10 protein-coding genes and 1 tRNA gene are annotated in these 13,465 nt (G+C 46.0%); all 11 read right to left on the reverse strand.

What is annotated here, in order from left to right; all coding sequences use genetic code 11:
• Nucleotides 1-88: 88 nt before the first annotated feature.
• Nucleotides 89-817, reverse strand: a complete 729-nt coding sequence (locus tag QUA56_RS17840) for a TIGR00266 family protein (protein ID WP_333359908.1) — start codon at nucleotides 815-817, stop codon at nucleotides 89-91.
• Nucleotides 818-1,233: 416 nt separating this feature from the next.
• Complete coding sequence (gene urtC / locus QUA56_RS17845; protein WP_333359910.1) at nucleotides 1,234-2,376, reverse strand: urea ABC transporter permease subunit UrtC; 1,143 nt, start codon at nucleotides 2,374-2,376, stop codon at nucleotides 1,234-1,236.
• A gap of 27 nt (nucleotides 2,377-2,403) precedes the next feature.
• The gene (urtB, locus tag QUA56_RS17850; RefSeq protein WP_333360029.1) at nucleotides 2,404-3,558 is read right to left on the reverse strand and encodes an urea ABC transporter permease subunit UrtB; all 1,155 of its coding nucleotides are present in this window, start codon (nucleotides 3,556-3,558) and stop codon (nucleotides 2,404-2,406) included.
• Nucleotides 3,559-3,861: 303 nt separating this feature from the next.
• Nucleotides 3,862-5,181: an urea ABC transporter substrate-binding protein gene (gene urtA, locus QUA56_RS17855; RefSeq protein ID WP_333359912.1), complete on the reverse strand. Its 1,320-nt coding sequence runs from the start codon at nucleotides 5,179-5,181 to the stop codon at nucleotides 3,862-3,864.
• A gap of 478 nt (nucleotides 5,182-5,659) precedes the next feature.
• Nucleotides 5,660-5,732: transfer RNA gene (locus tag QUA56_RS17860), tRNA-Ala, on the reverse strand.
• 120 nt (nucleotides 5,733-5,852) lie between these two features.
• On the reverse strand, nucleotides 5,853-6,581 hold the full coding sequence (locus QUA56_RS17865; protein ID WP_333359914.1) for an HAD family phosphatase: 729 nt from the start codon (nucleotides 6,579-6,581) through the stop codon (nucleotides 5,853-5,855).
• A 182-nt stretch (nucleotides 6,582-6,763) separates the two neighbouring features.
• The gene (locus tag QUA56_RS17870; RefSeq protein ID WP_333359916.1) at nucleotides 6,764-7,663 is read right to left on the reverse strand and encodes a methyltransferase domain-containing protein; all 900 of its coding nucleotides are present in this window, start codon (nucleotides 7,661-7,663) and stop codon (nucleotides 6,764-6,766) included.
• A gap of 191 nt (nucleotides 7,664-7,854) precedes the next feature.
• Nucleotides 7,855-10,458: an ATP-binding protein gene (locus tag QUA56_RS17875; protein WP_333359918.1), complete on the reverse strand. Its 2,604-nt coding sequence runs from the start codon at nucleotides 10,456-10,458 to the stop codon at nucleotides 7,855-7,857.
• Nucleotides 10,459-10,753: 295 nt separating this feature from the next.
• Nucleotides 10,754-11,479, reverse strand: coding sequence for a TVP38/TMEM64 family protein (locus QUA56_RS17880; RefSeq protein WP_333359920.1), 726 nt, complete (start codon nucleotides 11,477-11,479; stop codon nucleotides 10,754-10,756).
• A 120-nt stretch (nucleotides 11,480-11,599) separates the two neighbouring features.
• A complete protein-coding gene (gene arsS, locus QUA56_RS17885) occupies nucleotides 11,600-12,586 on the reverse strand; it encodes an arsenosugar biosynthesis radical SAM (seleno)protein ArsS (RefSeq protein ID WP_333359922.1) in 987 nt (328 codons plus the stop codon).
• A 295-nt stretch (nucleotides 12,587-12,881) separates the two neighbouring features.
• Nucleotides 12,882-13,277 carry an arsenate reductase, glutathione/glutaredoxin type gene (gene arsC, locus QUA56_RS17890; RefSeq protein WP_333359924.1) on the reverse strand — a complete coding sequence of 132 codons (396 nt, stop codon included), beginning with the start codon at nucleotides 13,275-13,277 and terminating at the stop codon, nucleotides 12,882-12,884.
• Nucleotides 13,278-13,465 lie beyond the last annotated feature (188 nt).

Here is a 13,465-nt window from a genome sequence, read left to right on the forward strand (position 1 = left end):
TCTGAGAAGGTGCGTCAGTTAACAGTCTCTGGGTAAGCCGAAAAATCTGCTGGCTGACGCACCCTACACAAGCACATAAATGGTTCTTTTACTCTAAACTAAAACTGCTAGAACTGCTCGACATTGGAGGTGGAGTGGCAGCTAAAATGCGTTCAGCTAACTTCGAGAGTGGCAAACTTTGCACGTATACTTTTCCAGGCCCAGTCATCTTTGCCAAAAACAAGCCTTCGCCGCCAAATAGAGCATTTTTAAACCCGCCAACAAATTGAATATCGTAGTCTACTGTGGGAGCAAAAGCTACTAAACAGCCGGTGTCTACTCGCAACACTTCGCCAACTCCCAAATTTTTCTCAACTATTGTTCCTCCCGCATGAACAAAAGCTAGCCCGTCACCCTGCAATTTTTGCAGAATAAAACCTTCTCCGCCAAAGAAACCGGCACCGAGGCGCTTGGTGAAAGCTACCTCAATTTCAATGCCGTTGGCCGCACAGAGAAATGAGTCTTTTTGACACAAAAATTTACCGCCAAGTTGACCTAAATCGAGGGGAATTACTTTACCCGGATAAGGGGCGGCAAAAGCGACGCGGGCCTTGCGATTTCCGGCGTTGACAAAGGTGGTAATGAAAAAACCCGCTCCTGTCAGCATCCGTTTGAAACCTTGAAATAAGCCGCCACCTGTGGATGTTTGCATTTGGATGTCGCCTTCCATGTATGTCATGGTTCCAGCTTCAGCCCTCACCCCTTCTTTGGGGTCGAGTTCAATCTCGATGAGTTGCAAATCGTCGCCGTAGATTTTGTAGTCAATAATATCTGCCATATGTTGCCCTCAAGTTAAAGAACGAAGCAGTTTGCTAGGGATATCTAAGGATCGTGAATTAAATAATTTGCATAAGCCTGTGGGATGGGCGTCTCGCCCGTCCCTTATAGACGGGCGAGACGCCCATCCCACAAGAACAATTAAAATTGCAGGTTATTTAATTCTCATTCCTAAGTAGGTGGACATATATAGCCTTTCTCAAAAAGATGAGGTATGACTGACAGCTTACATAACCAGCCAGACTAAGAGGGCCCAAGCCCAACAACGTACCTCATCTTTCTGAGAACCGCTATATATTGCATCTTCTCAGAGAAAAACGCAGCTTTTCCCAAGTCTATGGCGATTACTTCGTTCCTCGCTGCCTGGTGACATTTAGTTATGTCCGCCTACTTATAAATTACACGATCTTTTTGCACTCAATGTTCAAGTTCTTCTTTTTCGCGCTGCACTTGTGGGTCTTGTTCCAGGCTGGGGTAAGTAGATGCGTACTTCGGTCTTCTGAACAGGGTGCGGATTTGGTCGAAACCTTGATGTTGCAGCCATCCGACTAAGCCGTCGGGCAGCACTGTGACTACTATTAGGAATAGCGCGCCTTGGAAAAACAGCCACACTTCGGGGAATTGTTCGCTCAAGAAACTCTTGCCAAAGTTGACTAGCAGCGCTCCCAATATTGCTCCCGATAATGTGGCGCGACCTCCCACTGCGACCCAAATTACCATTTCAATTGAAAAGGCAATATCCATTGCTTTTGGCGAAATAATTCCGGTTTGTACGGTAAATAATGCGCCTGCAATCCCGGCTAAACCGGCGGAAATTGCAAAGACTAAAACTTTGTATCCTGTGGGATTGTAACCTGAGAAACGCAGGCGTATTTCGTCGTCGCGAATTGCTACTAGCAGGCGACCGAAACGCCCGCTGGTCAGCCACCGGCAGAGGGCGTAAGTTGCTGCTAGAAATAGTATGGTGAGAATGTAGAAAATATATTGAGTATCTCGGTCATTTACTGTGGCTCCGAACAGGGTTTTAAAGTCGGTGAGTCCGTTGGTGCCGTTAATCAGTTTTTGCTGACCGTTAAAGAAGTTGAAAAATACAATGGTTGCTGCTTGGGTGAGAATTGAAAAGTAAACGCCTCGAATTCGATTGCGGAATACTAAATAACCCAAAAGTGCGCCCAATATAGCGGGGATGAGAACTACTGCTAATGCTGAGAAGGGAAATGAATAAAATGGTTGCCAAAACCAGGGGAGTTCGGTAACGCCGTAGAGGTTCATAAATTCTGGCAATTGACTGCTGGCGGTTGGGGGAATTTGCAATTTTAGGTGCATGGCGAAGGCGTAACCGCCGATCGCAAAAAATACGCCGTGTCCGAGACTCAGCAAACCCGTGTATCCCCAAATCAAGTCTATGCCGATGGCTGCAATTGCTAGTGCTAAAAATCGCCCCAATTGATTGAGTCGAACGTCGGGAAGTATTCCTGGGATGAGGAATATGAATGTGAGGGCGATCGCGCTGACAATTGCCGCTTCTTTTAGCCAGGGTTTTTGATGTGTTTTCTGCATTTTTCGCTACGCTCGCAGTTGTAATTTTTAATTTTCTACCGTCCGCCCTTTTTGCGGGAAAATCCCTCCCGGCTTCACTTGCAGAAAAGCCATAATTAAGGCGAATACCATTACTTTTGCCATGCTGGTTGTGGCGAAAAATGTGAAGAAGTCGGCTAAAGGCTTGACAGGAGCGAACATTGTTGCTAAGGTTCCCGAACCGATCAGGTAATTTGCTGTGCCGATCGCGATCGCAGCAACTACACTCCCCACAATCTTGCCGACACCGCCCACAACCACCACCATAAAAGTATCGACTATATAATTTTGTCCGGTATTTGACCCTACGGAACCGATCAAACTAATCGCACACCCAGCGACACCAGCCAACCCCGAACCCAAAGCAAAAGTCAGCGCATCTACTTGTTCGGTAGGAATTCCCAAACACGCGCTCATGCTGCGATTTTGCGTCACGGATCTAATCCGCAATCCCCACACAGACTTTTGCAAAAATAGGTAAATTCCCGCCAAACAAATTCCTGTCAGCGCAATAATAAAAAGTCGGGCGTAGGGCAACTGAAAATTGCCCAGCGGGATGCCGCCGCGCAGCCATTTCGGTGCAGTTACATCCACATTTTGAGCGCCAAACCAAGGTTGAGTTACTGCCAGTTTGTAAGTTTGCCCTAAAAAGGCGCTCACCGCCCAGGAAACAGCCAAAGATAAAGGCAAAATTATGGCGACAATTTTGCTGCGAATGCGATCGAAATCCGGGCGCTGCTTCAGCACCCGCAAACCGCCAAAAAACAGCAAACAAAACACCGCAATTCCAATTACCAGCAACCAACTGACGCTGCGGACAAACTGCTGCAAAATTAAACTTACGCCCCAAGTTGCCAGTAGAGTTTCTAGCGGCCGCCCGTAAAGATAGCGAATCACTCCGCGTTCAAGAATTAATCCTACCAACGCAGCTACTAAAAAAGCTAGGGGAATCGCAAATAAAATATATGTTTCAAAAGCAAATCCTCCGATACCCTTGAAGACATTTTGCACCACGAAAGTTGTATAAGCCCCCAGCATCATCAACTCGCCGTGAGCCATATTAATCACGCCCATCAGCCCGAAAATAATCGCTAACCCCAGAGCTGCAATTAGTAAAACAGCGCCGATGCTAATGCCGTTAAATAAACCGTCCAATAAGCCGATCGCCACTTTTTATCCTCCTATTTTTCTATAATATTTGGTGCAATTATGTAACAACTAATGTGTGCAATGCACACCCTAAAGACGCGACTTTTTGTATGAGGGGAAGGTGCGACATCAGCGCACTGAGCGATGTTTTAGGTAAGCTAATAAATCGGGGAAAGGTACGCATTGCGCCATAAAGACGCAAGTTTTTGTATGAGGGGAAGGTGCGCCATAAGCACCCGGAGCGACGTTTTACGTGCAGAGTTATGTAAGGGGAAAGGTGCGCCAAGCGCACCCGGAAAGAGTTTTAAATTAACTTAATTATGAACTCTTGAATTTTCCGCCTTTTGCGGGGTCTGACCAATCGCAAGAAAAGCCTTTTGTTTCAGCGACAAACTGATTCCAAGGAACCGGCTTCACTGCTTCTGGCGTAGCATAAGCGATGTTAAACAAACCGTCGTCTCTCACTTCGCCCAACCTCACAAATTTAGAGATGTGGTGGTTGTTTTCCATCGTAACTTTGCCCTCCGGCGCGTCAAAAGTTTGACCCAAAGCTGCAGCCCGCACTTTTTCCAAATCGTCGGCTGTCCCTGCTTTTTCGACGGCTTGCTTCCACAGGTAAACCATGATGTAAGCTGCTTCCATCGGGTCGTTAGTCACTCTCTCTTTGCCGTATTTTGCTTTGAAAGCTTCCACAAATTTTGTATTTGCCGGAGATTCCACAGTCATGAAGTAATTCCAGGCGGCATAATGGCCTTTAAGATATTCTACGCCGATCGCCTTTACTTCTTCTTCCGCAATACTCACAGACATTGACGGATATTTGTCCGGCCCCAAACCTGCACCCTGCAACTGTTTGAAAAATGCTACGTTGCTGTCGCCGTTGAGGGAATTGAAAATGACACCGCCGTCTGGCAAAGCTGCCTTAATTTTAGTAATAATTGGCGTGACTTCTGTCCCGCCCAAAGGAATGTAATCTTCCCCAACTAATTCGCCGCCTTTGGCTGCTAGCTGTGCCTTGATAATGGTATTTGCCGTCCGGGGAAAAACGTAGTCAGACCCGACTAAGAAGAATTTTTTCCCTTTATTTTCTAGCAGCCAGTCAACTGCTGGTTCGATTTGTTGGTTCGGCGCCGCCCCGGTGTAAAAGATATTCTTGGAACACTCTTGACCCTCGTATTGTACGGGATACCAGAGCATATGATTTTTTTCTTCAAATACTGGCAATACTGCTTTGCGGCTGGCGGATGTCCAGCAGCCGAAGACAGTGACAACTTTATCTTGGTCGATCAATTTTTTGGCTTTTTCGGCAAAAGTCGGCCAGTCTGAGTTGCCATCTTCTATTACTGTTTCGATTTGTTTTCCGAGGACACCGCCAGCTTTATTGATTTCTTCGATCGCTAATTGTTCGGCATCGACAACACTTTTTTCGCTGATTGACATTGTGCCGCTCAAGGAATGCAAAATTCCTACTTTGATCGTGTTTCCACTGCTTGCTGCTGGTGTAGTTCCTGTTGATGTGGGAGAAGTCGTTGGAGTTGCGGTTGGAGTGGGAGTTCTACATGCTTTCAGAAATAAACTTGATGTTAGGGTAGCAGAACCGTATAAAAGAAATTTCCGCCGATCGAATCGCTTTGCCATTTTTTCTGGTTACTCTTGAATAGATGAGTCAGATGATTGAGAATAATAACACATAGCGACTTGATATTAAGACTCGGTGCATAAGACTGTTGTATGTTTAGCTACAAAACTTATTGTTTTTCACAAAATGAATGCTTTGTGGGGATTGACGGCAACTGCGACAGAAACCCGGCTGATACCATGTTAGATGTGAGATTTTAGATTTGAGCTTCACTGATGAAATAAGGGTTTGGAGCACGGGCCTACCGTTGCATTCTGTTCTGAAACCGGGTTTAGACACCAAAATACGTCTTTTCAGCAATTAGTGTGACATTAGAAACCGGGTTTCTTTACATAAATTATCTTATGGATGCTACGAGTTAGGCAGCAACCGGGTCGATCGCACAAAATAGGCTTGTGTCAAAGCTAGTGACGATCGCACTTCGCTTTGAGCTCAAAGCGAAGTGCGATCGTCACTTGTAGAAGTGCCCCTGATTTATGGAGAATAGCGGACTCGAACCGCTGGCCTCTGCGGTGCGATCGCAGCGCTCTACCAACTGAGCTAATTCCCCTGATTGAGTTTTAATTTAGCATTTTCGATGCGGGATTGCCGAATCTAAAAGGCTTACAGGTCTTGCTTGCTCTCACGTTCGCAGACCGTCACCTACATTAGCACGTAACTGCTAAAAACGTCAAGTTTTTTCCGCAGCCGGCTCAGTGGGGGCGATCGAGCAAAGTTGGGCCACTCTGTCCAACTCTAAATCAGCAAAATAGTCCACCGTCCAATTAGCTTGGCGCTGGATCATGTGAAACGGGTAAGTGTGAGTCACCCCCGCCACCTGAATCCCCGCTTTTTTCGCCGCTTCAATCCCCGCAAAAGTATCTTCCACCGCCAAACATTCGATCGGTTGCAGGTTAAAGTCGGGATATTTCTGGTTGAGAAGTTCCACAGCCAATAGATAGCCGTCGGGTGCTGGTTTGCTCGCCGTCAAGTCGTCGCCTGCGACAATTAACTCAAAGTTTGCTGCCAAACCGGCCCGATCTAACACCAATTCTATATCCGATCGCATTGCCCCGCTAACTACGGCCATTTTCAGTCCGGCGGCCCGAATTTTGGCAATAAATTCTGCCAAACCCGGATAAATTGGCAGTTTCTCCAAAGTATCTATTTGAGTTTTGTAAGCTTCGGCCTTGCGCTGCAGCAGTCGATCGAGATATGTTTCTGTCACAAATCGTCCCCGGCGATCGAGCAGTTCGGTAATGCAAGCGCGATCGCTCCTTCCCAAACAAATTTCTCGAAACTCCCCGCGTTTGAGCTGGAGATTTTCATCTAGCATCAATCGATCGATTATTTTCTCATGAATCGGCTCGTCATTAATAATAACGCCATTAAAATCAAATAAAACTGCTTTTAGAGTCATTAGTTATGAGTTATGAGTTATGAGTTATGAGTTATGAGTTATGAGTTATGAGTTATTAGTTATTAGTTATTATTCAGTCTCGCGTTGCGCGGACTTTGTTTGTGTAGCCCCGACTTCCAGTCGGTGGTTATTCTTGTGTAGCGCCGAATTCTATTCGGCGGTTATTCATAAGTAACAATACATCAAGCGGGAGCTGGAATGCCTGGTAAATCGCCATCAAAATCAGGAGTTCGATCGCCCAAATTCCACCCCCTCGCCACCCGCACCTGTTCCAAATCTTCCCCAGGCAAAGGTTTCACGCCCTGCGTCACCTGATGCACCCACCAGTGTTCGTGAGTTTGCACCGCCGCGAATCCAGCAGCCCCCGCCCAAGCATCGACGCAGCCAGCCGCGTAAGACTTAATATAAGGCTCTTCAAAGATATCAGTCAGCCACTCTGTCTGCCGCAAAGTTTTTTGATTTCCGTCCAAAATTGCCACTTGTCCCCCAACCTTCAGCAGTCGGAAGCTTTCTCGCAAAATTGCCCGCGATACAGCAGGCGGCGTCTCGTGAAACAGCAAGGAAGCTGCGACTAAATCGAAGCTGGCATCTGGAAAAGCAACGGTTTCAGCATTTCCGTGCAACCACTCGATTTTTAAGCCGGCTTTTTGCGCTTTCATTTCGGCGACTACCAGCATATAAGGCGACAAGTCCAGGCCGACAACTTCCGCTTCGGGAAAAGCCTGCTTGAGCATGAGCGTTGTCGAACCGGTGCCGCATCCCAAATCGATAATTCGGCGCGGTTTCACCCGCACAGCGTCAATTAAGCCTTGCCTGACGACTGTTTCGTGGGGAGGCAAGACGTATTGCGTGATTGGATCGTAGGAAACGGCAGCACTGGGGTTGAGGTAGCCGCCTTTAATGCCGTGAAAGTTTTGGCTGCTGTAATATACGGGATAAACTAGGTCGGGTTGTCGGTAGCGATCGCCCGCTGTTTCCCAGTCGATACCTTCGTAGAGTCGTTTCAGTGCTTCTTCGTCGATCGCCAGTCGAATCAGGGGCGACAAAAAGCGCTCGAAAATTGTATCCTTGCCAACAGCCATAAAACATCCTTTAACAAAAACTCTTTCAATTTTAATACCTAACCGTAGGGACACGGCAATGCCGTGTCCGGCGCGGGATTAGGACACGGCATTGCCGTGTCCCTACTTTTCAGAATTAGTATAACCAACGGCCCTCAAATTAGCATTGATTAAACCTGTTTCTCCCCTCGAACCTCTATGCGTTACCTCCCTTAAAAAATCCGTTGGCTTCCTTCCCTCTTCCTGCTTGCTTCTTGCTGCTCGTTACTAATCGGAATTTTTACCAAAAACTGCGTGCCGCCGCCCGGAGGTTTAGAAATTTCGATGCTGCCACCGTGTCCGTCCACTACAATTTTGTAGCTAATTGCTAACCCCAAACCAGTGCCTTTGCCCACCTGTTTAGTAGTAAAAAATGGGTTATAAATTTGGTGTTTAACGCTGTCGGGAATTCCCGGGCCGTTGTCGGCGATCGCCACTTTCAGAAATTTTCCGCCATTTTCGCGAACTACTCCCGTGGAAATAGTTATGATTTTATCCAGGCGATCGATCTCGTTCAAGGCATCGATCGCATTGCTCAGCAAGTTCATAAACACCTGATTGAGCTGAGACGGATAGCACTCGACTGAAGGCACTTTGCCGTATTTCTTGACTATATAAATTCTATTTTTGAGGCGGTTGGAGAGCAGCAGCAAGGTATTTTCGATACCTTCGTGAATGTCCGCCAGCTTTTTGTCAGATTCATCTAGACGAGAAAAGTTACGCAAAGAAAGAACTATGCTGCGAATGCGTTCGGTTCCTATTTTCATAGAATCCAATATATGCGGCAAATCTTCCTCGATAAATTCTAACTCAATTTCTTCTGCAAAATCTGCGATTTTCTGGGGAACCTCTGGGAAGGTTTGTTTGTATAAACTCACCAAGTCTAATAAATCTTTAGTATATTTGCTGGTGTGAGGCAAATTAGCCGAAATGAAGTTAACCGGGTTGTTGATTTCGTGCGCTATCCCGGCTACCATTTGACCTAGGGATGACATTTTTTCGCTCTGCACTAAATGAGTTTGAGTTTTTTTCAGTTCATTTAAGGCACTATTGAGCAGTTTTACTTGGTCTTGGGTTTGACTGTAAAGGTGAGATTGAGTAATTGCGATCGCCAATTGGTCTGCCACAGCTTTTAACAGTTGGATTTCCTCCCCGCTCCACAGCCAATGAGTAGCGTGGCTGCAAATTAAATAACCCTGCGGCTGGTTTTGAGTCTGGACAGGCACCGCTAAATAGCTATTAGCTTTAAGTTGGATATGTTGAGCTGCACCCTCAGCCAAAGTGTCCCTAGAAAAAATAATTGGCTCCCCTTGACCGCTCCGCAATAACACATTTTCGACAAAGTAAGCATCAAACTTTATAGGTTGTGTCGAACCATCAGATGGTGAACATTCCCACAGGATTTGTAACATTTTTTCTTGTGGTTTGTACCAACCAAAAGCCGCCCGTTCTAGATGCAGCAAACTTACTATTTCTTCGACTGTACTTTGCACGATTTTGTCTAATTCTAGGGAAGCCCGAATGCGTCCGGCAATCCGGTTGAGCATGGCTTCTCGCTCCGCTTGAGCGCGATTGTTTTCGGAAGAGTAAATTAGCCAAATTGCTGCTAGCATTGCCGGGCCGAGCAGTCCGGCGACTACGGATGTCAGCAAATTTAATGCTTGCAGTTGGGATTCAATATTTTCGCGGGGAATTACTAAAGCCATCGACCAGTTAACTTCCTTGAGGGGAGCATAGGCCACATACATCCATTTGTTATCGATTTTTACCAGTTCGATGTTCGTCTGGCGGTCGATCATCTGGCGCGCAATTGTGGAGAGTGCGGGGTCTTTTGACTGTAAAAAGCTTGGGGCCGGGCGGTCGGTATTTCCGATTAAGTTATTGTTGGGATGAACAATTGGCACTCCTTGTGAATTGAGCGCAAAAGCATAACTGTCGGAACCGTACAGCAAGCTGTTAGCGACCGATGTTACTCTGTCTAATTTAATGCTGCCCGATAGGACTCCAATTACTTGATTGGGAGCCGGAGGTAAAGCCCAAATAGGAGCTGAAATGATGATCGTCGAAACTTTTGTACTGCGGCCGATCAGCGGGTCGGAAACGTTGATATGCCCGGCCATTGCTTTTTGAAAGTGTTGGCGGTCTTTGTTGTTGGCGCGGTTGCCTAGAGTGTTGATAAATGAGCCGTCGGGTTGAGTTAATGACAGGATGAAATACTCTTTTAACCTGTATATTTCTCCTTGCAACCTGGGTTCGACTAATTTCCAATTGATAGTCCTAACCGTAGGATCGTAAGCAATGGTTTCTATTTCTGCTTTGCGGTTGCTGAGCCAGCGGTCGATTTCGTCGGTGCCTTTTTCTAGTTTTAATAGTGCTATTTCCTTTAAATTGTCGAGGATTAGTCCGCGCACAAAAAAATAGCTGATGCAAGCAGTTGTGCTAATGGTTAAAGCCGTGGTGGCCAGAATTAGCAGGGTCAGCAAATGGCGGCGCTGCCGTCTGTGCTGCCAAAGACTGTGCGCTTGCTGCCACCGCGATTGAGCAGAACTACTGATGTTGTCCCAAAAGCGGCGCAGTTTTTTTGCTTGGGGTGGCTGCCCAGACACTGATCCGGCTTGATTTGCTGGGTTTTGCATCATCAAATGTTCTCTCCGAATCAAATTCATCAAAGGGTATTGGTCATTCGGCAGAATTAATATCAGCCAAGTCGCGAGACCAGTTTCAGAAAATAATGCAACTGTAGGCCGGTGCTCCCAACCTTGGTAGTCATCAGTCATTCCCAATCTAAAATCTCAAATCTCAAATTTAAAATGGTATGACTTGCATTCCTGACTGCAAACAATTCTTATTCCGATCGCACGCTCGCCTTCTATTTTGGCATCAGCTTGATATTTCGACCTTCGGTTTACCTACTTGAGGTTTGTGCTTTACGATATCTTTAATATCTATCTCGTTTGTATAACAAAATAATTGTAAATAACACAGAGAAAACACGGAGTTTTTTAAATTAGCAATGTATCCTCATTTAGGGGTAAATACTTATTGACAATTTTAATAATTTGCGCTGTAGGTTCAAGGGGAAATTTTTTCATCTAAAGCTTTTTTTGCCAAGCGGGTTGCATAAACGGTGAGGGCGATCGTTGCTAGCAAACCAATGCCGTAGAGAGTCCACTCAGCAGCAGTGCGCGATCGCCCGCTAGATCCGAGTGCAGCCAAACTCCCGGCCAGGGAACCGATATAAACATACATGACAGTTCCCGGAATCATGCCGATCCAAGATGCGAAAAAATAGTCTTTTAGAGATACCTGCGTGACTCCAAAAGCATAGTTAAGCAAATTAAACGGAAAAATGGGAGAAAGCCGCGTCAGCAGCACAATTTTCCATCCTTCAGAGGCAACTGCGGAGTCGATCGCCTTAAATTTTTGATTCCCCTCTATCTGTTTGGAAACCCAGTCGCGAGTTAAATACCGCCCTACCAAAAAAGCGCAAGTTGCGCCTAAAACCGAGCCGATGGAAACGCAAACCGAACCGCCAACGACTCCGAACAAAACGCCAGAACCGAGAGTCAGCAAAGAACCGGGGATAAATAGAACCGTTGCGACAATGTAAATGAAAATAAAAGCTGCCGGGCCCCACGGGCCGAGACTCGCGATCGACTCCAGCGCATTTTTCAGAATTCCTTGAAAGTTAAAAAACTTTGCCGCCACAATCAAAGCCACAGCTAAACCAATCCCTAAAATCAGCTTCCACCTGTTTGATGCTGGCGGATTTTCACCGGGCGATCGCGAATCATTCATTGCTTAAAATCTCCATTCATTCATTACATACACCGTCGTTTCCAGGGTAGGGACACGGCACTGCCGTGTCCCTACTGTATTCATCCCATTGATGATATAAAGCGCAACTTTTCCCTTAAATTAAATCAAAGTACCGCCGCAGCTAGAACCGCAACCCGCCGTACAGCCGTAACAATAAGCAGCAGTTTGCACCTCTTGAATCAAATCTAAACTGCCAGATTCAAGCAATTTAGCAACAGTTATCTTTGCCCCGCTGCCAGTTTTTGCCGGCAGATTTTCCATCTGGTTAAAATCGCAGTCGTAGACATTGCCCAAATAGTCGATCGACAATTCGTTGCGGCACATTAAATGTTCCACAGTACCGGGATTAAAACTATCCTCCAAAAACCCGAGATAAGGCTTGTGCAGTTTCTTATGTTCCAAATGAAACTTAGTCCGTCCCACCGGTAAATTAGTAATCGCGAACAATTGATTAAAACAAATCCCAAAATGTTCGGCTAAATAAACCTTGTAATCTTCCTCTAACTTGCCCTGTTCCGGTGTTAGCGAAAACTTGTCTGTTGCCGGCACTTGTGGATTGTACACCAAATCCAGAGTTAAATTTGGGTTTTTCCCGTATCCCAACTGATTGAGCTTTTGCAGGGCCCGAATCGAAGTATCAAAAACACCGCTGCCGCGCATTTTATCCACATTGTCAGCTTGGTAGCAGGGAAGCGACGCCACAATTCTGAGTTGATGCTGCGCGCAATATTCGGGAATATCTTCAAAACCTTTTTCAAAGTAAATCGTCAAATTAGAACGAACAATGACCTCTTTACCTGCCGCCCTGGCAGCTTCCGCCAGCGGTTTAAAACCGTAAAGCATTTCGGGAGCACCGCCGGTGAGGTCAACAGTTTGAATTTGAGAAAAACGGCGAATAATTTGAATTAATTGGTCGCAAATTTCCGGGGAAAGTTCTTCTGTTCGTTTCGGGCTAGCTTCTACGTGGCAGTGAGTGCAAGCGAGATTGCAGCGTTTGCCGAGATTAATTTGTAAAACTGTAATCTGCTTTTTAGTTAAAGCTGAGTGAAGTTTGTTTTTGAAAGGCGTGACTGCTGTCTGAATCATGTGCTAACCTTTTGGTCTCCGATCGCAACGAATGTAGAGGCGTTCGGCCGGAACGCCTCTCATAATTTAGCACTAATTCTTTGGATGCGACATATCCAAATTTTAACCGATCGCTACAAAGTTAATTGAAACTCACATCTTGCACCATTCTTAGAAACAGGCAAGATGCCTGTTCCACAGGAGATGAATTTTGTTGTGGAACAGGCATCTTGCCTGTTCATAAAAGGCTTATTGACAATACTGCAAGAGCTGAGTTAAAACCGACAAGGCAAGAATTATAATTTTGACACTAATCTTACTTTAGAGAGTCCACTAATTTCTCAACTCGTGCTTTAATTTCATCTCGAACGCGGTGAAAAGTTTCGATGGGTTGTCCGTCGGGATCGTCAAGTTGCCAATCTTCAAACACTTCTCGCAATACCCACGCTTCGGGTAAATTCACACCGCAGCCGCAGAGAGAAATTACTGCATCGTAGTCTTCGGCATTAAATTCGCTTAATGGGTTTGATGTTTGATCGGTGATGTCGATGCCGATTTCTGACATGACTTGAATTGCTGTCGGATGAACTTTGCTTGATTCTAAACCGGAACTGGTGACTCCAATTTTGCCGTCTCCGATGGTTTTAGCGAATCCTTCTGCCATTTGCGATCGGCAGGAGTTTCTTTTGCAAACAAACATTACTTTTTTCATGGTTTTTGTTGGTTGTTGGTTGTTAGTTGTTGGTTATTGGTTGTTGTCGGGATTCCGGCGGTTAGAAACCGCGACTACACAACCGAAGTCCACCTCCGTGGACTGAAGAGAAATCCTTTATTCTTCAACCCGCGCAGGCGGGTTTTGTTTTTGTAGCCGCGATTTCAATCGCCGGGTGATTCAATCGC

It is taken from the genome of Microcoleus sp. N3A4, from assembly GCF_036701805.1.
In the GTDB taxonomy this organism is placed as follows: domain Bacteria; phylum Cyanobacteriota; class Cyanobacteriia; order Cyanobacteriales; family Microcoleaceae; genus Microcoleus.

Bases quoted from the DNA above. Each gene is read 5' to 3' on its own strand.
- urtA (WP_333359912.1), bottom strand. From the start codon at position 5,181: ATGGCAAAGCGATTCGATCGGCGGAAATTTCTTTTATACGGTTCTGCT.
- QUA56_RS17875 (WP_333359918.1), bottom strand. From the start codon at position 10,458: ATGACTGATGACTACCAAGGTTGGGAGCACCGGCCTACAGTTGCATTA.
- arsS (WP_333359922.1), bottom strand. From the start codon at position 12,586: ATGATTCAGACAGCAGTCACGCCTTTCAAAAACAAACTTCACTCAGCT.
- QUA56_RS17870 (WP_333359916.1), bottom strand. From the start codon at position 7,663: ATGGCTGTTGGCAAGGATACAATTTTCGAGCGCTTTTTGTCGCCCCTG.
- QUA56_RS17880 (WP_333359920.1), bottom strand. From the start codon at position 11,479: ATGAATGATTCGCGATCGCCCGGTGAAAATCCGCCAGCATCAAACAGG.
- QUA56_RS17865 (WP_333359914.1), bottom strand. From the start codon at position 6,581: ATGACTCTAAAAGCAGTTTTATTTGATTTTAATGGCGTTATTATTAAT.
- arsC (WP_333359924.1), bottom strand. From the start codon at position 13,277: ATGAAAAAAGTAATGTTTGTTTGCAAAAGAAACTCCTGCCGATCGCAA.
- QUA56_RS17840 (WP_333359908.1), bottom strand. From the start codon at position 817: ATGGCAGATATTATTGACTACAAAATCTACGGCGACGATTTGCAACTC.
- urtC (WP_333359910.1), bottom strand. From the start codon at position 2,376: ATGCAGAAAACACATCAAAAACCCTGGCTAAAAGAAGCGGCAATTGTC.